The following is a 23,166-nucleotide window of genomic DNA, read 5'->3' as shown; positions in this document are numbered from 1 at the left end:
CAAAAGTGACCCGCTGTAAGAGCGGAACCGTAAGTAGCCGTTACCGTAGCAACGGATATACACACGATCAAAAAGACTGGGAAACCCATGGAACCCACCCTAAGCCTACATCACCCCGTCCCAGCACTCCCATCCCAGGGCCTGATCGCCGTGATCGCCCCCGCCGGTCCCGCCCCCCTGGACACGGAAAAAGCCATCCAATGGATGCGCGCCCGAGGCCATGACCTGCGGATCTTCCCCGGAGTCTACGAAAAGAACGGCTACCTGGCCGGCAGCGACGAGACACGCCTCAACGACCTGCACGCCGCCTTCGCCGACCCAGAAGTAAAAGCGATCATCTGCCTACGCGGTGGCTACGGCACACCACGCCTGCTGGACCGCATCGACTTCGAACTCCTGAGACGCAACCCCAAGCCATTCGTCGGCTACAGCGACATCACCGCCCTACACCTGGCCATCAGCCGTTACGCAGGCTTCGTCACCTTCCACGGCCCGCTGCTCAACGCCGATCTTCTGGGCGACAAGGATCCATCAACCGTCACGTCTTTTTTCAGCCTGCTGCGTGGGCAGTTGAGGGCCGGCAGTGTACTGAGCCATCCCGCGGCTTATCCGTTGACCACCGTTGCACCCGGTATCGCCTGCGGGCGTTTGCTGGGGGGGAATCTGTCGATGATTGCCGCGACCATGGCCACGCCCTACGAAATCGAGGCCGAAGGCGTGATCCTGCTGGTTGAAGACATCAACGAGCCGCTTTACCGCATCGACCGTCTGCTGACCCAATTACGGCTGGCCGGCACCCTGGCAAAGCTGCGGGGTGTATTGGTTGGGGATATCGCAGGGGTGGACGTCGAGGCGTTGAACAAACTGTTCAAGCAGACCTTCGAGCCGTTTGGCATCCCGGTACTGTCCGGCTGGCGCAGTGGGCATTGCGATCCGAACCTGACGTTGCCCATGGGCGCGCTGGTGACGCTGGATGCGGGGGAGAAGAGGTTGGTGCTGGAGCAGGATGTGGTAGTCAGCCGCTAAGCGCTCGTCGTCTGATAGTCCCTCATCGCGAGCAGGCTCGCTCCCACAGTTGATTTCAAAACACGGTCCAGTGTGGGAGCGAGCCTGCTCGCGATGAGGGCAGCGGCCATAAGGCAATCTAGCGGTTACGCAACCCTTCCAGCAGCTTGTGCGTCGGATACCCATCCGCTGGCCAGCCGAACGACTGCTGGGCGCTGCGTATGGCCTTGCGGGTGTTGGCGCCGATGATGCCGTCGGGCGTGCCTGCGTCGAAGTTGTGTTTGCCCAGCAAGGTCTGCAGTTCGAAGCGCTCGCTACGGCTCAAGGGCAGATCGTCCTTTGGCCATTGCCCGTTGATCAGACCCGCGCCCGCGAAGCGCTCTGACAGCAGGCTGACCGCCAAGGCGTACGACGAGGAATTGTTGTACTTGAGAATGGCGCGGAAGTTGTCGAGCACCAGGAAAGCCGGCCCGCGGTAGCCGGCCGGCAGCAGCAGGGCCGCCGACAAGTGTTCGGCACCGGCTGGGACCTGGCTGCCGTTGGGCAGGCTGACGCCCAGTTGCAGCCATTCGGAGACGGGTTTGCGGATCGCGCCATCGGCCAGCGGATAGTCGAACCCTTCTTTGAGTCGTACCTCGAAGCCCCACGGCTGCCCGCGCTGCCAGCCAGAGCTTTGCAGGTAGTGCGCGGTCGAGGCCAGGGCATCGGTGGCGCTGCCCCAGATATCGCGGCGGCCGTCACCATCGAAGTCCACCGCATGGGTGTTGTACGTGGTGGGAATGAACTGGGTCTGGCCCATGGCGCCGGCCCAGGAACCCAGCATTTTTTCCGGTGCGATGTCACCCTGCTGCAGGATCTGCAGCGCGGCGATCAGCTGCGCATGGGCAAACCCCGGGCGTCGCCCTTCGTAGGCCAGGGTCGCCAGGGAGTTGATCACCGACTTGGTGCCCTGGAACTGACCGAAGTTGCTTTCCATACCCCATACCGACACCAGGAACTGCCGATCCACGCCATAGCGCTGCTCGATGCTTTGCAGAATGTCGGCATGCTGTTGGACCAGCGTCTGGCCCCGGCGTACTCGCAGTGGCGACAGGGCACCATCGAGGTATTCCCACACCGGACGGCTGAATTCCGGCTGGCTGCGGTCGGCCTTGATGACGCTCATGTCCGGGCTGACGCCGATGAAGGCGCGATCAAACAGGTCGGCACGGATCCCGGCGGCCAGGGCTTGCTTGCGAAAACCGGCTTGCCATTCGGCGAAAGTTTGCGTGGGTGCGATGACCAGGTTGTCACCGGTCGGAACCACCGGCGGTACGATGGCCGGAGCAGGCACGGCTGGGACGGTCTTGAGCGGTTGGGCGTCGGCGGCGGTAGGTTTTTCTGCGCAGGCGACAAGCAGAACGACGCTTGTGGCTGCAATCAATTGGCGCAGGGGCCAACGACGGGAAAGACAAAAGGGCATGCACGGGTCCAGATAAACAAATCAGATGCTGACCTTATCATGCGCAAAGGAGAATAGGGCCGGTCCGGGTGTTTCAAGCCGCCACAAAGCAAGAAGCCTCCCAGTTGTCAGACTGGAAGGCTTCGCGGCGGTAGCTGCCTTTGCCCTTGGCGGGTCGTTCCTGGCGGCTGCGGAACAGGGGCTGGGCGATGATGGATTTGGCCTTGTTGGGGCCATGCTTGGATGGCTTTTTGCTCATGATGGTTCTCTCGTGGGTGGGTTTTACGGGGCAAATCATGGGGCAGAGTTGGGGGGCTGTCTATAGGGTAAATGGAGGTGATATTTGTAGGATCAAGGGCGAAAAAGCTCGCAGCCTTCGGCAGCTCCTACAATGAAATGCATACCTCTGTAGGAGCTGGCGAAGGCTGCGATCTTTTATTCTGCTGGCAGAGTCAGCCGCTGACCGGCCATCAACAGCGACAAACGGCTCAGGCTCATCCACGGCGACCCCGCCGCTTGACCTTTGATCTGCGCATCGATGCGCTGGGCTTCGAGCAGCAGTTGCGCCCAGCGCGGTGCCGAGTAGCGTTGCAGGGCCTTGCTCATCAGCGGCTTGCGCTTGTCCCACACCGGCGGTCGGGCCTGACTGAAAGCTTTGTCCAGCGGCACGCCCTGGCTGTATTGCAGCGACAGGTTAGCCAGCAGGCGCAACTCCCGGGCCAGGGCCCAGAGGATCACCGGAGGCTCGACGCCTTCGCCCCGCAGGCCTTCGAGCATTCGCAGGGCGTGGGCGGCTTCACCGTTGAGAATCGCATCGGTCAGCCCGAACACATCAAAACGCGCACTGTCGGCCACGGCAGCCTGTACCGTTTCCACGGTGATCTGCCCGCCCTCGGCCATCAGCTTGAGCTTTTCGATTTCCTGAGCGGCGGCCAGCAGGTTGCCTTCGACCCGGGCGGCGATCAGCTCCACCGCGTCCTGGCTGGCTGAGAGGCCGGCCTGGGACAGGCGCTGGCGGATCCAGCTGGGCAACTGGCTGACGTCCACCGGCCAGATCTGTACGAACTGGGTCTGCTGACCTTCGACCAGGGCCTTGCCCCATTTGGTTTTTTGCGCGCTGCCGTCGAGTTTTGGCAGGCTGATGAGCAACACCGTGTCTTCGGCCGGCCGTGAGCAATATTCGATCAGCGCGGCAGCGCCCTTGTCACCGGGTTTGCCGGACGGCAAGCGCAGCTCCAGCAGGCGTTTTTCCGCGAACAGCGACATGCTCGCACCAGCCTGCAACAGCGTGCCCCAGTCGAAACTGGCGTCGGCGGCGAACACCTGGCGTTCGTCGAAGCCTTGCTGACGGGCGGCAGAGCGAATGGCGTCGGCGGCTTCCTGGCACAGCAGCGGATCATCGCCACTGATGATGTAGACCGGCGCGAGGGCGCCTTGCAGGTGTTTGCCGAGTTGGGCGGGAGCGAGCTTCATAAGAGAAGGCGAGCGGGGCGCCGAAGCGCCCCGCAAGGCTTATTCAGACGGGATTTGCATCGGCGACTGTTGCGGGGTTTCCGCTTCAGCCTTGCGCGCCGCTTCCAGTGCCTCGGCTTCTGCCTTGGCGCGGGCGTCGGCGGTCTGCTGCAACTGGTCCAGTTGGGCCGGGCTCAGTTGTTGCAGGCGCAGCATCATGCGTTGCACGAGGTCGCGACGCATTTCGTCACGTGCTTCGCTCGACTCCTGGTCGGAACCGGTGATGTTGTTGCCATCGTGCAGGTAGACCTTCTGCACTTGCAGTTTGTCGTCCAGCAGCACCAGGTTGTTCTGGCCGCGGATCTCATAGCTCAGGACGTTGTTGAGTTCGTATTCGGCCGAGCGACCGGCACCGGCGTAACTCAGGCTGCGCTGGCTTTGCTGTTCGCTGGTCAGCACCAGTTTGTACGGCGCGCCGTTGTAGATCTTCACGCCGCTGTTCTCCAGCGTGTCACGCAGCATCTTCACGGTCTCGCCATAAGCGTCCCGGGCGCTGAGGTCCAGCTCCGTGATGGCCAGTTCGGTGGTGCCGGTGCCGCGCAGCTGGAAGCCGCAGGCGCTCAACAGGACCGCCAGGCCCATTACCAGCAGATTACGTTTGATCATCTTGTTGCTCCCCTTGAAACCCTATGGCTCGACAGTGCGGCCCCGCAGGTTATATTCGGCGCCCGGCCCAAGCCGGCGCCCGATCCAATTAGCTTGCGACGATGTTGACCAGTTTGCCGGGCACGACGATCACTTTGCGGATCGTCAGGCCATCGACGAAGCGCAACACGTTTTCATTGGCCCGTGCGGCGGCTTCGATTTCTTCGCGAGTGGCGGCGGCCGGCATTTCGATCTGGCCACGCAGCTTGCCGTTGACCTGGATGACCAGGGTCAGGCTGTCCTGCACCAGCGCGGTTTCGTCCACCACCGGCCAGCCGGCGTCAATCACCGGGTCAGCGTGGCCCAGGCGATTCCACAGCTCGTGGCTGATGTGCGGCGTGATCGGAGCCAGCAGCAGCGTTACGGCTTCCAGGCCTTCGTGAACCAGTGCGCGATCCTGTTCGGTGCCTTGCGCGGCCTTTTCCAGGACATTCATCAGCGTCATCACCTGGGCGATGGCGGTGTTGAATTTGTGGTTCTGGCCGACGTCATGGCTGGCCTGCTTGATGGCCAGGTGGATCGAACGGCGAACGGCTTTCTGCTCGTCGTTCAGGCCGGCGACGTCCAGTTTGCCCGGCAGGCCCTGAGTGACGTGGGCTTGAGCCAGGCGCCAGACGCGCTTGAGGAAGCGGTGCGAACCCTCGACGCCGGAGTCGGACCATTCCGCGCTCATGTCGGGCGGCGAGGCGAACATCATGAACAGGCGGCAGGTGTCGGCGCCGAACTGGTCGATCATCGACTGCGGGTCGACGCCGTTGTTCTTCGACTTGGCCATCTTCTCGGTGCCGCCGATTTCCACCGGCAGGCCGTCCGCGATCAGTTTGGCGCTGATCACCTTGGCTTTGCTGTCGCGTTCGAGTTCGACGTCGGCCGGGTTGTACCAGGTGTAGGCACCGTTGGCTTCGCGACGATAGTACGTCTCGGCGATCACCATGCCTTGGGTCAGCAGATTCTTGAACGGCTCGTTGGAGCTCACCAGGCCTTCGTCACGCATCAGCTTGTGGAAGAAGCGCGCGTAGAGCAGGTGGAGAATGGCGTGTTCGATGCCGCCGATATACTGATCCACCGGCAACCAGTGGTCAGCTGCGGATTTTTCCACCAGGCCGCCTTCATAGTGCGGCGAGGCGTAGCGGGCGTAGTACCACGAGGACTCGACGAACGTGTCCATGGTGTCGGTTTCACGCCGGGCCGGTGCGCCGCATTTCGGGCAGATGCATTCGTAGAACTCGGGCATGCGCGCCAGGGGCGAGCCGGCGCCGTCGGGTACCACGTCTTCGGGCAGGACCACGGGCAGTTGATCTTCCGGCACCGGAACGTCACCGCAAGTATCGCAATGCACGATCGGAATCGGGCAGCCCCAGTAGCGCTGGCGGCTGATGCCCCAGTCGCGCAGGCGGAACTGGGTGCGGGAAGCACCGAGGTTCTTCTTGATCAGGGCCACTTCGATGGCGTCGAACGCGCCGGGGAAGTCCAGGCCGTCGAACTCGCCGGAGTTGATCAGTTCGCCGTGTTCGCCATAAGCGTCCTGCCATGGCGCTGGGGTCTGGTCGCCGGCGCTGGTACGCACCACGGCCTTGATCGGCAGGTTGTACTTGTGGGCGAACTCGAAGTCGCGCTCATCGTGGGCCGGAACAGCCATGACGGCGCCGTCGCCGTAGTGCATCAGCACATAGTTGGCGACCCACACCGGGAGTTTTTCGCCGGTGAGCGGATGCTCGACGAACAGCGAGGTCGGCAGGCCTTTCTTCTCTTGAGTGGCGACATCTGCTTCAGCGACGCTGCCACCTTTGCATTCGGCGATGAACGCCTGCAGCTCGGGGTTGTTGCGGGCTGCCAGGGTCGCCAGCGGATGCTCGGCGGCCACGGCTACATAAGTGGCGCCCATCAGGGTGTCCGGACGGGTGGTGAAGACTTTCAGGCTGCCCGCTTCGCCAATGGAGGCGACGTCGTAGGGGAACTGCACTTCCATGCCCCGGGACTTGCCGATCCAGTTGCGCTGCATGGTCTTGACCTGTTCAGGCCAGCCGGTCAGTTCGTCGAGACTCTCCAGCAGTTCATCCGCGTAGGCGGTGATCTTGAAGTAGTACATCGGGATTTCGCGCTTTTCGATCAGCGCGCCGGAGCGCCAGCCGCGACCGTCGATCACCTGCTCGTTGGCCAGGACGGTCTGGTCCACCGGGTCCCAGTTCACGGTGCCGTTCTTGCGGTAGATCACGCCTTTTTCGAACAGGCGGGTGAACAGCCATTGTTCCCAGCGGTAGTAATCAGGCTTGCAGGTGGTGACCTCGCGGGACCAGTCCACCGCCAGGCCCAGGCTGCGCAGCTGGGTCTTCATGTAGGCGATGTTTTCGTAGGTCCACTTGGCGGGAGCCACGTTGTTCTTCATCGCGGCGTTTTCCGCCGGCATGCCGAAAGCGTCCCAACCCATGGGTTGCAGGACATTCTTGCCTTGCATGCGCTGGTAGCGGGAGATCACATCGCCGATGGTGTAGTTGCGCACATGCCCCATGTGTAGCTTGCCGCTGGGGTAAGGGAACATCGACAGGCAGTAGTAAGTCTCCTTGCCTGGCTGTTCACTGACTTCAAAGGACTTTTGCTCGTCCCAGAACGACTGGGCGGCGGCTTCGATTTCACGGGGCTGGTAGTGTTCGTGCATGGCTACTTTTGTACTGAATGGGGTGGCCCAATCCTCTTCGTTGCCATGCTGGACGCAGACGACGCCTGATGCGGCGTTTTCGATGCCCAGCCGAGCTGGAAGTGGAGTTACAGGAAGCGCCGTAGCATACATGACCGTGCTCTGCCGAGGGAAACCCTGATTGCGTGCCGGGCATTGTCGATACCCGGTGACGGCGGCTGTTCAGGGCCGTTGGTCGCGGCGCCCTGCCGGTTTGCCCAGCGAAGCTAAGCTTCTCAATGGGGAGTGAGTCTTATCTTCAATGAGGTGAGGGATGGTTGAATCACAACGAAAAGTAACTACACCTGAGTTGTACGAAAAACTGATCGATCGTCTCGGGATGGCCCTGGACGCTGCAAGAACCGCCGGTCGCTTGCGCGATGAACGCCCGGCAGAGCTGGAACTGCGTGGCTTGACGCCCGCAGAGTTCGAACTGGTCAAGGCTTACCTTGAGCAGGTCGGGCATCAAGCCCCCACAAGTGGGGCCCAGCTACTCAAGCGCCTCGATACACCCCGTTCGGCCAAGGTTGTATGGCTCAAGGATCGGACGCCCACCAGGGATGCTGTAAAAGTCCGGTCACTGCAGTTCAAGTAAAGCCGGATTCACGCGTGTCGCTTTTTTTGATTCAAGGTTGTTTCGAATCTGTTGTCGCTTTGCGTCAACCCACCTAGGCTTCGGGCATCTATGGAGATGCCCGATGCCGTTTCGCTATTTCATCAAACAACTTTTATTGCCACCCGGCATTCTTTTGCTGCTGTTGGTGCTTGCCTGGTGGTGGCGCAACTCTCGGCCGCGTCTGGCTCGCCTGTGTTTCATTGCTGGGGTGGGCGGTTTCTGGCTGATGAGCTTGCCTGTGGTGGTGCAATGGAGCGCCAAGGCATTGGAGCGCGAGCCGCCGCTGCCTCGCAGCGAATGGGTGACATTGGCGCAACGTGCCGATGCCATCGTGGTACTCGGTTCCGGTCGTGATCGCGGTGACCTGGCCTGGGGCACCGACCAACCCACGGGCATCGGTCTGGAGCGCCAGCGGTATGCGGCGCGACTGGCCAAGGCATCGGGATTGCCGGTGCTGACCAGCGGCGGCTTGCACTACGGCTCCCCACCGAGTGAAGCGAAATTGATGGCCGATTCGATGCTCGATGATTTTGGTGTCACCGTGCGCTGGCAGGAAGGGCGCAGTCGCACGACCTGGGAAAACGCCCGGATGAGCGCCGAGATGTTATTGCCGCAGGGCATCAGACGGATCGTGGTGGTGACCCATGCGTCGCACATGCCGCGGGCAGTGTGGAGTTTCGAGCGCTCGGGGTTTGAAGTGATTCCTGCACCGGTGGGCTTTCTGGGGCAGGACAATGCCCGCCCGCTGGGCGGCTGGATGCCGGAGTTCAAGTCGATCTGGCAATCGGGGCAGTTGATGAACGAGGCGGTGGGGCAGGTGGGGTATAGGTTGTTCTATCGTTGAGTGCTGTTGCGGCGAGGGACATCTGTGGGAGCAAGGCTTGCCCGCGATGAAATCGACGCGGTCCTGCCTTGGGAGCAGGGTGCCTGCATCGCGGGCAAGCCTTGCTCCCACAGGAAATTCGTTGACCCCGCAGCGGGATCAAACCGTCTTGGCCATCCGTCCCGCCATCAACGCCCAGCCCAGCAGCAACACGCACAAAATGATCAGCGGCCACGAGCGCCATTGCAGGTATGGCGTCAGCCCATGCATCGGCACCACTTCGCCGTACAGGATGCCACGCTCGAATTGCGGGATCTGTGCGGTGATCTGGCCGAAGGGGTTGATCAGGCCAGTGACACCGTTGTTGGTGGAGCGAATCATCCAGCGACCGGCTTCCAGGGCGCGCATCTGGGCCATTTGCAGGTGTTGCAATGGGCCGATCGAGGTGCCGAACCAGGTGTCGTTGCTGATGGTCAGCAGCAGGTCGCTGCGCGCCGAGAGGCCGGCGGCGAACTCCGGGTAGACCACTTCATAACAAATGAACGGCGCGATCTGGTATCCCTTGGCTTGCAGCAACGGCTGGTCGGCCGGGCCACGGGCGAAGTCCGACATGGGCAGGTCGAAGAACGCGATCAAACCACGCAGAATGTCCTGCAACGGCACGTATTCACCAAATGGCACGAGTTTTTGCTTGAGGTAAGTGCCGTCACCTTCGCCGGTCACGGTGATGCCGTTGAAATAACGCTTCTGTTGATGCACCACCTGGCGAATCGGCACGCCGGTAATCAGCGCCGAATTTCGCTCGGCGGCGAAGGTGCCCATCATGTCCAGGTAGCCCTGGGCGGATTCCTTGAGCACCGGCACGGCTGTTTCCGGCCAGATCAACAGGTCGACCCGTTTGGAGGCAAAACTCATGTCGCGGTACAACGCCAGTTGCGCGTTGAGCTGGTCCGGGTCCCACTTCATGCTTTGTTCGATGTTGCCCTGAATCGCCGCGACGCTCAGCGGATCACCCGAAGGGCTGGTCCAGGCATGGCCTTTGAGTGCCATGCCGGCGACCCATGGGCCGATCAGCAGGATCACGCCCGCTGCGATAAAGCTTTTGCGCCCGGCGCGGATCAACCGTGGCGCGTTGTACAGCAGCGCGGCGGTCAGGGCCAGGGTGAAGGACATCAGCCACATCCCGCCCAGCGGCGCGAGGCCGGCCAACGGGCCGTCAAGTTGGCTGTACCCGGAATACAGCCACGGGAAGCCGGTGAGGAACCAGCCGCGAAAGGCTTCCTGGCCCAGCCACAGGGCGGCGAAGGCCAAGGCGTCGGCCAGCGGGGCTTCGTTACGCCGCAACCACCGGGCCCAGAGCCAGGCGGGCAGGGCGAAAAACCAGGCAATGGCGGCGATGAACAGCAGCATCAAGAAACCGGCGAGCAGCACCGAGGCGCCGCCGAAGTTGTGAATGCTGACGTAGATCCAGCTGGTGCCGGCGCCAAACAGGCCGAAACCGAAACACCAGCCACGGCCGATGGCTTGACGCGGCGAAAGCTCGCGCAGACCCGCATAGAACAGCCCGACCGCCAGCAGTGCCAACGGCCAGATGTCAAACGGCGCCAAGGCCAGGGTGGTGATCGCGCCAGCCGCCATGGCCAGCAGGTTACCGGGCCAGCCGGGGCGGGTTATCCAGCGCATGTGTGTCCTTAGCGGGTCTCGCAGGGTTTATCGGGCAATGGGTGACAGGCGCAGCAAGTGAATCCGACGGCTGTCGGCGTTCAGGATGCGAAAGCGCCAGGAGCCGATTTCCGTGGTTTCATTGCGCTTGGGCAGGTGCCCGAAAGCACTCATCACCAAGCCGCCGACGGTGTCGAACTCATCGTCGGAGAACTGACTGTCGAAGAATTCGTTGAAGTTCTCGATCGGCGTCAGCGCCTTGATCAGGAAGTCGCCGCTGGGCAGCGGCTTGATGTAGCTGTCTTCCTCGACGTCGTGCTCGTCTTCGATGTCGCCGACGATCTGCTCAAGCACGTCTTCGATGGTGACCAGCCCGGCCACGCCGCCGTATTCGTCGATAACGATGGCCATGTGGTTGTGATTGGCGCGGAATTCACGCAGCAGCACGTTCAGGCGCTTGGACTCGGGCACGAAGGTGGCCGGGCGCAGCAAGTCCTTGATGTTGAAACTGTCGCCGTTCTCCTGAAGGATCAGCGGCAGCAGATCCTTGGCCAGCAGCACGCCCATGACGTCGTCATGGCTCTCGCCGACGACCGGGTAGCGCGAGTGAGCGGAATCGACCACAGCGGGCAGGAATTCGCGAGGTGTCTGGGTCGCCTTGATGCTGACCATCTGCGAACGGGGGACCATGATGTCCCGCACTTGCAGGTCAGCGACCTGGATGGCGCCTTCGACGATGGCCAGCGCTTCGCTGTCCAGCAGTTTGTTCTGATGTGCATCGCGCAGCAGCTCCAGCAGCTCCTGGCGGTTTTTCGGCTCATGGGCAAAAGCCTGGGTGAGCTTGCCCAGCCATGACTTCTGCCCGTTGCTCGATCGATCTTCGCTCATAGCGATTACTCTGAATCCTTTGTCGTTACAGGTTGATGTATCAGTGTTCGTCGCCGGCGTAGGGGTCGGGGTGACCCAGCTCTGCAAGCAACGTTCGTTCCAGTGCTTCCATTTCTTCGGCTTCGTCATCTTCTATATGGTCGTAACCCAATAGATGCAAGCAACCGTGAATCACCAGATGGGCCCAGTGGGCCTCAGCGGTCTTGCCTTGTTCGGCAGCTTCGCGCTCCACCACCGGGATGCAGATCACCAGATCGCCCAGCAGCGGAATGTCGAGCAGTTCGTCGGGCACGTCGGCGGGGAACGACAACACATTGGTGGCGTAGTCTTTCTGCCGCCAGGTGTGGTTCAGCTCGCGGCCTTCGGGCTCGTCGACCAGGCGGATGGTCAGTTCCGAGTCGGCGCTGCGCTGGCGCAGGGCCAGTTCGCACCATTGGCGCAACTGAGCCTCGCTGGGGGCGGGGCGTTCGCTGGCCAGTTGCAGGTCAAGTTCAAGCATCGTGGCGATTGCCCTTGTCAGCGGTCGCCCGCTCATCCTGAAGGTTCTCGAAGCGCTCGTAGGCTTCGACGATGCGCTGCACCAATGGATGGCGCACGACGTCCTTGGGCATGAAATGCGTGAAACTGATGCCCGGCACGTCCTTGAGCACCTGGATCACATGGTTCAGCCCGGACTTGGTGCCACGGGGCAGGTCGACCTGGGTGATGTCCCCGGTGATCACCGCAGTGGAGCCGAAGCCGATCCGAGTCAGGAACATTTTCATCTGCTCGACCGTGGTGTTCTGGCTTTCGTCGAGGATGATGAAGCTGTTGTTCAGCGTACGGCCACGCATGTAGGCCAGCGGCGCAACCTCGATGACCTGGCGTTCGATCAGCTTGGCGACATATTCGAAGCCGAGCATTTCGTACAGCGCGTCGTAGAGCGGACGTAGGTACGGGTCGATTTTCTGAGCCAGATCGCCGGGCAGGAATCCGAGTTTTTCCCCCGCTTCAACCGCCGGGCGCACCAGCAGGATGCGGCGCACCTGTTCGCGTTCCAGCGCATCGACGGCGCAGGCCACGGCCAGATAGGTCTTGCCGGTACCGGCCGGACCGATGCCGAAGTTGATGTCGTTGCCCAGGATTTCCTTCACGTAGCGCTGCTGATTCAAGCCGCGAGGGCGAATCATGCCTTTTTTCGTGCGCAGGGCCACGGCAGGTTCCGACGGAGCGTGGTTCTCGAGTTCTTCGAGGGCTGACTCCTGCAGGAACAGGTGGACGGTGTCCGGCGACAACTCGCTTCCCTTGGTTTCCCGATAGAGGCGGCGCAGCAGGTTTTCCGCGGAGGTGGTGTGCTTGGGTTCGCCGATCAGTTCGAACTGGTTTCCGCGGTTGCGGATCTCGATGGCCAGGCGCTGTTCGATCAAGCGCAGATGCTCGTCGAATTGCCCGCACAGATTGGCGAAGCGGCGAGCCTCAAAGGGCTCGAGAATGAAACGATGTGGTTCGATGGGTGCGTTCAAGGTCGTTTTTAGCCGCCCTGGGGCAATTAAGATGAAATCAAGGATAACGCCAGTAGGCTGGGTGCGAAAGCTCTTAATAAACCGAGCAATCTTGTGGGAGCAAGGCTTGCCCGCGATGAATGCACCTCGGTCCCTCAAGAATTGAGGCGCCTGTATCGCGGGCAAGCCTTGCTCCCACAAGTTCTGTTTTCACAGGGAATCGGCGGGTTACTGAATCAGCGAGCCGCGCAGGGAGTGCGGTTGCGCGGCGTCGATGTGTACGTCGGCGAACTGGCCGATCAGCGCCGGAGTGTCGCAGCGGAAGTTGACGATGCGGTTGTTTTCGGTCCGCCCTTGCAATTCGCCCGGGTCTTTTTTCGAGTAATCGGTCACCAGAATCCGTTGGACGGAGCCGACCATTTGTCGGCTGATCTCGAAACCTTGCTGGTTCAAGCGATGTTGCAAGGCGTTGAGCCGTTCTTTTTTCACTTCTTCGGGGGTCTCGTCCGCCAGATCGGCCGCCGGGGTGCCGGGGCGCTGGCTGTAGACGAACGAATAGGAAAAATCGAAGCCCACGTCTTCGATCAACTTCATGGTCTGCTGGAAATCTTTCTCGGTTTCGCCGGGGAAGCCGACGATAAAGTCCGAACTGATGCAGATCCCTGGCACCGCCGCCCGCAATTTGCGCAGCTTGGATTTGTACTCCAGCGCCGTGTGGTTGCGCTTCATGGCTGCCAGGATCCGGTCGGAGCCCGATTGCACCGGCAGGTGCAGATGCTTGACCAGCTCAGGCACTTCGGCGTGGGCCTGGATCAGGCTGTCGGAGAACTCCAGCGGGTGCGACGTGGTGTAGCGGATACGGTCGATGCCCTCCACGGCCGCCACCACGCGGATCAGCTCGGCGAGGTCCGCCAGGCGCCCGTCATGGGTCAGGCCGCGATAACCGTTGACGTTCTGCCCCAGCAGCGTGACTTCGCGCACGCCGTTTTCCGCCAGGTGGATGATCTCGGCGATGACGTCGTCGAACGGCCGGCTGACTTCTTCACCGCGGGTATAGGGCACCACGCAGAACGTGCAGTACTTGCTGCAACCTTCCATCACCGACACGTAGGCGCTCGGGCCGTCGATGCGAGGTTCGGGCAGGTGGTCGAATTTTTCGATTTCCGGGAACGAAACGTCCACTTGCGGCAGTTTGGTGATGCGCGCGGCGTCGATCATCTCCGGCAGACGATGCAGGGTCTGCGGGCCGAAGACCACGTCGACGTAGGGCGCGCGGTCACGAATGGCGGCGCCTTCCTGGCTGGCCACGCAACCGCCCACGGCGATGACCATTTCCGGGTTGGCCAGTTTCAGTTCGCGCCAGCGGCCCAGCTGAGAGTACACCCGGTCCTGGGCGCGCTCGCGGATAGAACAGGTGTTGAGCAGGATCACGTCGGCGTCTTCGGCGCGGGCGGTGACTTCCAGGGCCTGGTGTTCACCCAGCAGATCGACCATGCGCGAGCTGTCGTACTCGTTCATCTGGCAACCGTGGGTTTCGATGTAAAGCTTCTTGGCCATGGACGGAGTCATCACGTGATTCAAAGAACCGCGCATTATAGGGAACAAGTCACCCGGTTCCTACCGCTGTGCGAGCAGCGGCTATGCTATAGTTCGCGCCCTCATTTTTTACCCGCCGATGTGTTTCGCCAGCCATGACCAAACGTGAAGCTCCAATCTACAAGGTGATTTTCCTCAACCAGGGCCAGGTGTTCGAAATGTACGCCAAGCAGATCTATCAAAGTGATCTGTGGGGCTTCCTGGAAGTCGAAGAATTCGTCTTTGGCGAGCGCACGCAAATGGTCGTCGATCCGAGCGAAGAGAAGCTCAAGGCGCAGTTCGAAGGCGTGGTGCGCAGTTTTGTGCCGATGCATTCGATCGTGCGTATCGACGAGGTCGAGCGCCTGGGCACCCCGAAAATCAGCGAAGCCCGCGGCGCGGTCGGCAATGTCATGCCGTTTCCGATGCCGATGCCTGAGAAGTAAGAAATATTTTTGTTGCTGTGCTGGGCCCTGTAGGAGCTGGCGAAGCCCCTGCGATCTTTTGATCTTGATCTTTCGCTCTCGATTCAATTGCCTGTGGAGAGATCGCAGCCTCGTTGCACTCGACAGCTCCTACAGAGCTCAAGAGGCTGTGCGGTTCAGGGCAGTGGTGAGAAGGGCGTGCGCCCGTCGGCGTTCTGCAATTCCATCAGGTATTTGCGGAAGATCTGCCCCAGCACCTGGGTCGCGACTTCCAGCTCGTCGCGAGGCATCTGTTCGGCGACTTCGTCGGCGGTGTCCAGGGCTTCTTCGGCGCCATTGACCGCTGCCATCTTCAAGACAATGTAGGCCTGCACGTTGTTGGCCGGCACGCCTTCGCCATGGAAGAACATGCCGCCCAGCTTGTATTGCGCCTGGGCATGGCCTTGCAGTGAGGCTTTCTCGAAGTAGCTGAGGGCCAGCTTGAGGTCGCGCGGCGCAGCCTTGCCGGCGTAGTAGAACTCGCCCAACTCGTATTGCGCTTGCGCATCGCCCGCGTCCGCCGCTTTTTGACAGGCGTCGAGTGCCGGTGCGAGATCTTGTGGCTGGGTGTTGAGCGTGCAACGGCCCATCGCCGGGATCAACAACGAGTTGCCGCCTGCTTGTGCGTTCACCAGCAGCGGCTGAAGGAGCAACAGGCAGCCCAGGGCAAGGGTGCGGCCGGTGCGGTTCATGGGAATCGACTTACCTCTGAGGGGCACGCGGACCCTCCGGGGGATCCAATAAGCGCGCATTATGAAATAAGCAGGGCCATCCTTACAAAGTCTTTACTCGTTTTTTCTGCTGCGAGGGAGCGCTATCGACAGCTTCGAGGGGTAATACGTAGGAAAAGGGGTAAGAGGTTGTCGTCAATCACTGACGCCAGCGTCAGCCAGCGTCAGTTATCCACAGGCTTACTTCAACGCGGCGAAGGCCCGCTCAGCGGCGTCGAGGGTGATTTTCAGCTCGGCCTCGCCATGGGCGATGGAGGTAAAGCCGGCTTCGAACGCGCTCGGTGCCAGGTACACGCCACCGTCGAGCATCAGGTGGAAGAAACGCTTGAAGCGGTCAGCGTCGCTGGCCATCACCTCTTCGAAGGTCACGATGTCATCGGCGCCGCTGAAGTACAGGCCGAACATGCCACCGGCCTGGGTGGTCACGAACGGAATGCCCGCCGCGTCGGCACGAATCTGCAAACCGTCGAGCAGACGGGTGGTGTAGTCGGTCAGCTCGGCGTGAAAGCCCGGGCGGCTGATCAGACGCAGGGTGGTCAGGCCGGCGGCCATGGCCAGCGGATTGCCTGACAACGTACCGGCCTGGTAGACCGGACCCAGCGGCGCGATGCATTCCATGATGGCACGCTTGCCGCCGAAGCAACCGACCGGCATGCCGCCGCCGATGATCTTGCCGAAGGTGCTCAGGTCCGGTGTCACGCCGTAATGGGCCTGGGCGCCGCCGAGGGCCACGCGGAAGCCGGTCATCACTTCGTCGAAAATCAACACCACGCCGTGCTGGTCGCACAGGCTGCGCAGGCCTTCGAGGAAACCCGGCGCCGGCGGTACGCAGTTCATGTTGCCGGCCACAGGCTCGACGATGATGCAGGCCACTTCCTGGCCGACTTCGCCGAGCATCTTCTCGACCTCTTCGAGGTCGTTGAATGGCAGGGTCAGGGTGTGCTTGGCAAACGCCGCCGGTACGCCGGCCGAACTCGGTACGCCTTGGGTCAGCGCGCCGGAACCGGCCTTGACCAGCAGGCTGTCGGAGTGGCCGTGGTAGCAGCCTTCGAACTTGATGATGCTGTCGCGACCGGTGAAGCCGCGCGCCAGGCGAATCGCACTCATGGTCGCTTCGGTGCCGGAGCTGACCATGCGCACCATTTCCATCGACGGCACGATCGAGCAGACCAGGTCGGCCATCTCGGTTTCCATGGCGGTCGGGGCACCGTAGGACAGGCCATGCTGCAACTGGTTGCGCACTGCTTCCAGCACGTCTGGATGGCTGTGGCCGAGGATCATCGGTCCCCACGAACCGACGTAGTCCACATAGCGCTTGTCATCCTCGTCCGTCACGTACGCGCCTTCGGCATGCTTGAAGAACAACGGGGTGCCGCCCACGCTCTTGAACGCACGAACGGGGGAGTTCACGCCGCCGGGGATATGTTTCTGGGCGTTGGCAAACAGGGTTTCGGAACGGGACATGGTTGGGCTCTCGAAATCGAAAAATTATTTGATCTGCAACAGATCGTTGAAGGCACGGGCGCGACGCGTCACTTCCAGCGGGCTGTCGGCGCCGAACAGGCCATGGACCACGGCCAGCAGGTCGACACCGTGAGCCACCAGCGGGCCGGCGTTGTCCAGGGTGATGCCGCCGATGGCGCACACCGGTATATGCAGTTTGAGCCTGGCCTGGTCGAGCAGTTCAAGGTTTGCGCTGGGTGCGCCGGGCTTGGTGTTGGAGTTGAAGAAGCGTCCGAACGCGACATAGCTGGCGCCTTCGCTGGCTGCCTGTTCGGCCAGCTCCAGGCTGGAGTGACAGGTGGCGCCGATGATTGCATCGCGCCCCAGCAGCGCCCGCACCGGCGCCAGCGGGCCATCGGTCTGGCCCAGGTGAACGCCGACGCCCAGGCGCGCGGCCAGCTCGGCGTCGTCGTTGATGATCAACCGGGTCTTGTAGCGCTCGCACAGATTGCGCAGCGCTTCGGCTTCGCGCAGGCGGCGGGCTTCGTCGCTGCTTTTATCACGGTATTGCAGCAGGGTGACGCCACCTTCCAGCGCCGCTTCTACATAGGCGAGGAATTTGCCGGCCAGCAGTTGGCTATCGGTGATGGCGTAAAGGCCACGTAGTTTCATTCCACAGCCTCCGGAGCTACGAGCAGAAATCCAGCGGCAGGCGCCGCGGAACGAACTGGCCTTTGCCCAATTGTTCGGCATCGCGCAGGGTGCGCCAAGTGTAATCCAGTGCTGTCTTGACCGCGCTGGCCAGGTGTTCGCCCTGGGCCAACCGTCCGGCCAGGGCGCTGGCCAGGGTGCAGCCGGAGCCGTGGTAGCTGCCGGGCAAGCGCTGGCAGGTGAAGGTTTCGCGGCGACCGTCACGGCTGTACAGGCGATTGTGGACTTCATGTTCGTCGCCGTGACCACCGGTGATCAACAGGTGCTTGACGAAGGGCAGCAGTTTTTCGGCGCACTCATCGGCGCTGCCCTCGGGCAGTTCGGCGAGGATGCGTGCTTCCGGCAGGTTGGGGGTGGCAATGATAGCCAGGGGCAACAGGTGTTCGCGCATGGCGTAGCCGACTTCATCCTTGCCCAGGCGTCCGCCGCCACCGGCACGCAGCACCGGGTCGCAGACCATGGGCAAATGTGGGTGCGCCTGCAGCAGTTCGACCACCGTGTCGACCATTTCCAGTGAGCCGAGCATCCCCAGCTTGACCGCCGCTACCTGCGAATCGTTGAGCACGGCATTGGCTTGCGCCAGCACCCACTCCCGATCGAGCACACGGAAATCGCTCACGTTAACCGTGTCCTGCACGGTCAACGCGGTAACGGCCGGGGCGGCGTGACAACCCTGGGCGAGCAGGGCTTCGATATCTGCCTGCAAACCGGCGCCACCACTGGGATCGTGGCCGGAGAGACAGAGGACAACGGGGCGAGAGCTGTAGATATTCATGGTGCGCGAGCTTACCACCAAACCCCTTGTCGGGCGCGCCTGTAGTGACGGGACTATCTACAGGCAGGATTTATTTGTGGCGAGGGGATTTATCCCCGCTGGGGTGCGAAGCGCCCCCATTCAAACTGTCTGATATACCGAGCCGACAGTTACTGGGGCTGCTGCGCAGCCCAGCGGGGATAAATCCCCTCGCCACAACCGAGCCTGACTCCAGGGCTGTATTGCACGCTGACCAAAGCAACAGCTCTATCTCAATGCTTCGCGCTGGAACGCCCGTTCTAGAGCCCTCTGTAGGAAAAATTTCAATGGTGCAAATTGGCCATCAACGGCTATGCTAGAAATGGATCCAACCAATAACAGGTAATGCCGGTTTTACGTCTACTCAGGGAATGGGGGGCTTCCTGATTCAACCGGACAGGCCACGCTGGGGCTTAAATGCGCTATTTGCTGATGTTGCTGCTGTGCTTGCCCGCTTTGGCAAGCGCCCTCGAGTTCGATGAATTCACCCAAAGCCTGCCCTTGGGCCATGCCCTGCAGGTATTCGAAGACACCCACGGTACGGCCACCATCGATGATGTCCTGGCAGAGGCCGCGGCGGGGCACTTCAAGCCCCATGACAACGCCACGCTGAACGCGGGTTATTCGCGCTCGGCATTCTGGTTGAAAATAGATCTGCACTACCGCCCCGGCAATCCGGACGCCCAGCGCACCTGGTTGTTGGAACTGGCCTATCCGCCGCTGGACCATCTGGACTTGTATCTGCCTGATAGCGCCGGGGCGTATCGCCTGGTTCGCCAGACCGGCGATGCCTTGCCGTTCGCCAGCCGTGAAATTCGCCAGAACAACTACCTGTTCAGCCTGGACTTCAAACCCGGACAACGCCAGTCCGTGTACCTGCGCCTGCAAAGCCAGGGTTCGATCCAGGCGCCGCTGACGTTGTGGTCGAGCACGGCCTATCTCGAGCAACAACCTGTGCGCTTGTACGTATTGGGCATCATCTATGGCGTACTGCTGGGGATGCTGGTCTACAACCTGTTCATTTACCTGAGCGTGCGAGACACCAGTTACCTCTATTACATTGTCTACATCGCTTCGTTTGGCCTGTATCAGTTGTCGGTCAATGGCGCCGCCGTGGAGTATTTCTGGCCGGACAACCCCTGGTGGGCCAATGCCGCAACACCCTTTTTCATCGGTTGTGCGGGCCTGTTCGGCAGCCAGTTTGCGCGCAGTTTCCTACAAACCGCGCAACACAGTCGTTGGCTTGACCGGCTGTTGCTGGCGCTGATCGTCTACAGCGCAGTAGTAGTGGGCCTGTCGCTGATGACCAGTTACGCCCTGGCCTTGCGCCTGGCGACGGCATTGGCGCTGGTGTTTACCGTGGTGATTTTCGCCGCCGGGCTGTTCGCCTGGTGGCGGGGCCTGCGGGTGGCGCGTTACTTCATCATCGCCTGGTCGGCGTTTCTGCTGGGGGGCGTGGTCAACACGATGATGGTGCTCGGTTATCTGCCCAACGTATTCCTGACCATGTACGCCAGCCAGATCGGCTCGGCCATCGAAGTAGCGCTGTTGTCCCTGGCCCTGGCCGACCGTATCAATGCCATGCGCGAGCAGCAGGCCCAGACCCTGTTCGACGCCGGGCAAAAACTTGAGGTGCTCAACCAGCAATTGGCCCATGGCAACAAACTCAAGGATGAATTCCTCGCCACCTTGACCCATGAGCTGCGCACGCCGATGAATGGCGTCATCGGTTCGCTGGAGTTGATGGAAACCGTCGAAATGAACGAGGAGCTGACCCAGTATCAACAGACCGCCGCAGGTTCTGCGCGGGACATGATGCGCATGGTCAACGGCATCCTCACCCTTACCGAGTTGCAGGCCGGCAAGCTCAAGGCCTACCCGGCGCCGTTCAGCCTGCGCGCGATGGTCGACGCCTTGCAGGTGCAGTTCGGGGCCAATGCGGCGGTCAAGGGCCTGGATTTCAAGGTCGACGTGGCACCCGGGCTGACGGACCGGCTGATCGGTGACAGTGGCAAGCTGGCCCAATGCCTGGAATGCCTGCTGGACAACGCCGTCAAGTTCACCCGCACAGGGGGCTTGGCGCTGCGGGTCAGTGGCAGGCCGTCGGGGCTCGATCGGCTGGTGCTGTCCTTTGCCGTGATCGACACCGGTATCGGTTTCACGGACCTTGGAGAGGCGACCTTGTACCAGCGCTTCTTCCAGCTTGACGGTTCCATGACCCGGGAATACGGCGGCCTGGGTGTGGGTCTGGCGATCTGTCGACAGCTGGTGGAGTTGCTGGGCGGACGCTTGACCCACACCTCCGAACCCGGTCGCGGTAGCCGATTCCAGTTGGATGTCGAGGTGGAAGTGGCCTTGCCCGTGGAGGCGCCGACGCCGTTCTCGTTCAGCCCGCGAGAAAGCGCGCGGTTGCCCCAGGACTGCACGGTGTTGCTGGCTGACGACAACAGCATTGATCTGCTGGTGATGCGCGGCATGTTGCTTAAGCTTGGTTACCGGGTGCGTACCGCCGACAGCGGCCGCGCGGCACTGGATATGCTGCAGGGCGAAAGTGTTGACGCGGTGCTGCTTGATTGCCAGTCGCCACCGCTGGACGGGGTGTCGGTCTGCTGTCAGATCCGTACGCTCGCCGGCTGCGAGGATCTGCCGGTGTTTGTGGTCAGTCCCCATCCGAATCACGAGCGCTGCACGTCTGGCGCGTTGACCGATTACCTGAGCAAACCGGTGAAATTCGAGGTGTTGCGCACGATTCTGCAACGACGGGTGCTTTGTCCAAGGCAGGGTGAAAGCGCCGATATTTAGGCGGGTATGACACTTTGTTCGGCCTTGGGGCGGTGCTTAACTGAACCTCTGCTGGCCGACCAAGGAGCCCTGTCATGAACCTGCACCAGTTCGCCGAAACCCACGAGGTCACCAATCAGCCACCGTCCCTGGATGGCGCCAACCTCTATCGCATCGACCTGCCGCTGCAACAGTGGTCGCAGCGTTTCGGTGCGGGCTGGGCGCAAGGGCGGATCGACGCGTATGGGGCGCTGGCCGGCGGGCCGCTGATGGAAGCGGGGTTTCTGGCCAATCAGAACAAGCCGGTTTTTTCCAGCCACGACCGCTACGGTCATCGCATCGATCTGGTGGAATTCCATCCCGCTTATCACCAGTTGATGCGCACCGCCGTCGAGCATGGCCTGCCCAGCCTGCCATGGGCCCACCCGCAACCCGGCGCCCACGTCGCCCGAGCCTCGATGACTTATCTGCACAGCCAGGCTGAAGCCGGCACCGGTTGTCCGCTGACCATGACCTTCGCCAGCATCCCGGCGTTGCGCTTGCAACCGGACCTGGCCGAGCTCTGGGTGCCCAAAGCGCTCGCCACCGAGTACGACTCGCGAAACGTTGGCATGGCCCACAAGGCCGGAGTCACCCTCGGCATGGCGATGACTGAAAAGCAGGGCGGCACCGACGTGCGGGCCAACACCACCAAGGCTTATCCGGTGGGCGCCAGCGGTCCGGGGCAGGCCTATGAGCTGGTGGGCCACAAGTGGTTCTGCTCGGCGCCGATGTGCGATGCCTTTCTGACCCTGGCCCAGACCGACAAGGGCCTGAGCTGTTTCCTGCTGCCGCGCCATCGCCCGGACGATACGCGTAATCAGTTCTATATCCAGCGGCTTAAGAACAAGCTGGGCAATTGTTCCAACGCCTCCAGCGAAGTCGAATTCCGTGGTGCGCTGGCCTGGATGGTCGGTGAAGAAGGGCGGGGCGTGCCGACGATCATCGAGATGGTCGCCATGACCCGTTTCGATTGCATGGTCGGTTCCAGTGCTCTGATGCGCCAGGCTCTGACCCAGGCCAGCCATCACTGCGCGCACCGCAAGGTCGGTGGCAAGTTGTTGAACGAACAGCCACTGATGCAAAACGTGCTGGCCGATCTGGCGCTGGAAAGCGAAGCCGCCCTGGCCTTGAGCCTGCGCATGGGGCGGGCGCTGGATCACTTGAGTGACGAACACGAGGCCAAGTTCGCGCGGCTGGTGACGGCGGTGGGCAAATACTGGATCTGCAAACGCGCCCCCGCGATGATCAACGAAGCTGCCGAATGCATGGGCGGCGCCGGTTACGTCGAAGACAGCATCCTGCCGCGCCTGTACCGCGAAGCACCGGTGAACTCGACCTGGGAAGGTTCCGGTAATGTGCAGTGCCTGGATGTGTTGCGGGCCCTGTCCAAGGAACCGGGCGTGCTTGAAGTGCTGTTCACCGAACTGGGTGACGGCCACGGCGACAAACGCCTGGCTGCCCACATCGATCGGTTGCAGGCGGCGTTCAAGGATACCGCTGACATCCAGTACCGCGCCCGGCAATTGACTGAAGAGATCGCCATCGGCCTGCAAGCCAAGCTGCTGCTGGAAGCGGGCAACAGCGACGTCAGCGATGCCTTCATCGCCAGCCGCCTGGGTTCGGCTGGCGGGGCCTACGGCGCCTTGCCCCGAGGCCTGAATGTCGAGGCCATCGTGGCGCGCTCCACGCCCCAGGGTTTCTAAGGAGACCAAGAAACCCCTGTGGGAACGGGCCTGCTCGCGAAGGCGTAGGCACACTCAACATCTTTGCTGACTGATACACCGATTTCGCGAGCAAGCCCGCTCCCACAGGGGATTTGCGACGAATAAAGATTCTGCGGCCACAGGAAATCAAGGGTGGGAGCGAGCCTGCTCGCGAT

20 protein-coding genes are annotated in these 23,166 nt (G+C 61.8%); 6 read left to right on the top strand and 14 right to left on the bottom strand.

The window, feature by feature from the left end:
- The first annotated feature begins 87 nt into the window (after window positions 1-87).
- The gene (locus HU811_RS12510) at window positions 88-1,026 is read left to right on the top strand and encodes a S66 peptidase family protein (protein ID WP_186656139.1); all 939 of its coding nucleotides are present in this window, start codon (window positions 88-90) and stop codon (window positions 1,024-1,026) included.
- A 118-nt stretch (window positions 1,027-1,144) separates the two neighbouring features.
- Here HU811_RS12510 and HU811_RS12505 read toward each other — a convergent pair whose 3' ends face one another.
- The 5 genes from HU811_RS12505 to leuS form a co-directional block, all read right to left on the bottom strand.
- Window positions 1,145-2,467, bottom strand: a complete 1,323-nt coding sequence (locus HU811_RS12505; RefSeq protein ID WP_186656137.1) for a lytic murein transglycosylase — start codon at window positions 2,465-2,467, stop codon at window positions 1,145-1,147.
- Window positions 2,468-2,540: 73 nt separating this feature from the next.
- On the bottom strand, window positions 2,541-2,705 hold the full coding sequence (arfA, locus tag HU811_RS12500; RefSeq protein ID WP_047229500.1) for an alternative ribosome rescue factor ArfA: 165 nt from the start codon (window positions 2,703-2,705) through the stop codon (window positions 2,541-2,543).
- Window positions 2,706-2,881: 176 nt separating this feature from the next.
- Window positions 2,882-3,919: a DNA polymerase III subunit delta gene (gene holA, locus HU811_RS12495; protein ID WP_123415265.1), complete on the bottom strand. Its 1,038-nt coding sequence runs from the start codon at window positions 3,917-3,919 to the stop codon at window positions 2,882-2,884.
- A gap of 39 nt (window positions 3,920-3,958) precedes the next feature.
- A complete protein-coding gene (locus tag HU811_RS12490) occupies window positions 3,959-4,564 on the bottom strand; it encodes an LPS-assembly lipoprotein LptE (protein ID WP_092394572.1) in 606 nt (201 codons plus the stop codon).
- Between the two features lie 88 nt (window positions 4,565-4,652).
- On the bottom strand, window positions 4,653-7,259 hold the full coding sequence (gene leuS, locus HU811_RS12485; protein ID WP_186656135.1) for a leucine--tRNA ligase: 2,607 nt from the start codon (window positions 7,257-7,259) through the stop codon (window positions 4,653-4,655).
- Between the two features lie 292 nt (window positions 7,260-7,551).
- Between leuS and HU811_RS12480 the strand changes: the two genes are divergently transcribed.
- Window positions 7,552-7,872, top strand: coding sequence for a hypothetical protein (locus HU811_RS12480; protein WP_092394566.1), 321 nt, complete (start codon window positions 7,552-7,554; stop codon window positions 7,870-7,872).
- A 103-nt stretch (window positions 7,873-7,975) separates the two neighbouring features.
- Entirely contained in the window at window positions 7,976-8,737 is a 762-nt protein-coding gene (locus HU811_RS12475; protein ID WP_186656133.1) for a YdcF family protein, read from the top strand.
- Window positions 8,738-8,875: 138 nt separating this feature from the next.
- Here the strand turns inward: HU811_RS12475 and lnt are convergent, their stop codons facing one another.
- The 5 genes from lnt to miaB all read right to left on the bottom strand — a co-directional run bounded on the left by lnt (window position 8,876) and on the right by miaB (window position 14,304).
- Entirely contained in the window at window positions 8,876-10,399 is a 1,524-nt protein-coding gene (gene lnt / locus HU811_RS12470; RefSeq protein WP_092459431.1) for an apolipoprotein N-acyltransferase, read from the bottom strand.
- A 27-nt stretch (window positions 10,400-10,426) separates the two neighbouring features.
- On the bottom strand, window positions 10,427-11,266 hold the full coding sequence (locus HU811_RS12465) for a CorC family transporter (protein ID WP_025215634.1): 840 nt from the start codon (window positions 11,264-11,266) through the stop codon (window positions 10,427-10,429).
- Window positions 11,267-11,306: 40 nt separating this feature from the next.
- On the bottom strand, window positions 11,307-11,765 hold the full coding sequence (gene ybeY / locus HU811_RS12460; RefSeq protein WP_186656131.1) for an rRNA maturation RNase YbeY: 459 nt from the start codon (window positions 11,763-11,765) through the stop codon (window positions 11,307-11,309).
- A complete protein-coding gene (locus HU811_RS12455) occupies window positions 11,758-12,768 on the bottom strand; it encodes a PhoH family protein (protein WP_092394557.1) in 1,011 nt (336 codons plus the stop codon). The genes ybeY and HU811_RS12455 overlap by 8 nt, the downstream gene beginning before the upstream one ends.
- 207 nt (window positions 12,769-12,975) lie before the next feature.
- Window positions 12,976-14,304 carry a tRNA (N6-isopentenyl adenosine(37)-C2)-methylthiotransferase MiaB gene (gene miaB, locus HU811_RS12450; RefSeq protein WP_177193294.1) on the bottom strand — a complete coding sequence of 443 codons (1,329 nt, stop codon included), beginning with the start codon at window positions 14,302-14,304 and terminating at the stop codon, window positions 12,976-12,978.
- 134 nt (window positions 14,305-14,438) lie between these two features.
- Here miaB and HU811_RS12445 point away from each other — a divergent pair, with 134 nt between their 5' ends.
- The gene (locus HU811_RS12445; RefSeq protein WP_016773045.1) at window positions 14,439-14,768 is read left to right on the top strand and encodes a DUF1820 family protein; all 330 of its coding nucleotides are present in this window, start codon (window positions 14,439-14,441) and stop codon (window positions 14,766-14,768) included.
- Between the two features lie 155 nt (window positions 14,769-14,923).
- Here HU811_RS12445 and HU811_RS12440 read toward each other — a convergent pair whose 3' ends face one another.
- From HU811_RS12440 to HU811_RS12425, 4 genes are all read right to left on the bottom strand, one after another.
- On the bottom strand, window positions 14,924-15,478 hold the full coding sequence (locus HU811_RS12440) for a tetratricopeptide repeat protein (protein WP_092394551.1): 555 nt from the start codon (window positions 15,476-15,478) through the stop codon (window positions 14,924-14,926).
- Window positions 15,479-15,697: 219 nt separating this feature from the next.
- A complete protein-coding gene (gene hemL / locus HU811_RS12435) occupies window positions 15,698-16,981 on the bottom strand; it encodes a glutamate-1-semialdehyde 2,1-aminomutase (protein ID WP_092459425.1) in 1,284 nt (427 codons plus the stop codon).
- Window positions 16,982-17,005: 24 nt separating this feature from the next.
- A complete protein-coding gene (gene thiE / locus HU811_RS12430; RefSeq protein WP_186656129.1) occupies window positions 17,006-17,632 on the bottom strand; it encodes a thiamine phosphate synthase in 627 nt (208 codons plus the stop codon).
- A 16-nt stretch (window positions 17,633-17,648) separates the two neighbouring features.
- On the bottom strand, window positions 17,649-18,446 hold the full coding sequence (locus HU811_RS12425) for a hydroxymethylpyrimidine/phosphomethylpyrimidine kinase (protein WP_186656127.1): 798 nt from the start codon (window positions 18,444-18,446) through the stop codon (window positions 17,649-17,651).
- A 435-nt stretch (window positions 18,447-18,881) separates the two neighbouring features.
- Between HU811_RS12425 and HU811_RS12420 the strand changes: the two genes are divergently transcribed.
- Both HU811_RS12420 and HU811_RS12415 read left to right on the top strand, forming a co-directional pair.
- Window positions 18,882-21,266 (top strand): hybrid sensor histidine kinase/response regulator, encoded by a 2,385-nt coding sequence (locus tag HU811_RS12420; RefSeq protein ID WP_186656124.1) that lies wholly within the window; start codon window positions 18,882-18,884, stop codon window positions 21,264-21,266.
- 74 nt (window positions 21,267-21,340) lie between these two features.
- Window positions 21,341-22,990, top strand: coding sequence for an acyl-CoA dehydrogenase family protein (locus HU811_RS12415; protein ID WP_092394540.1), 1,650 nt, complete (start codon window positions 21,341-21,343; stop codon window positions 22,988-22,990).
- The last annotated feature ends 176 nt before the right edge of the window (window positions 22,991-23,166 follow it).

It is taken from the genome of Pseudomonas tehranensis (genome assembly GCF_014268615.1).
GTDB lineage: Bacteria > Pseudomonadota > Gammaproteobacteria > Pseudomonadales > Pseudomonadaceae > Aquipseudomonas > Aquipseudomonas tehranensis.
This window is presented reverse-complemented; position numbering and strand designations above follow the sequence as displayed.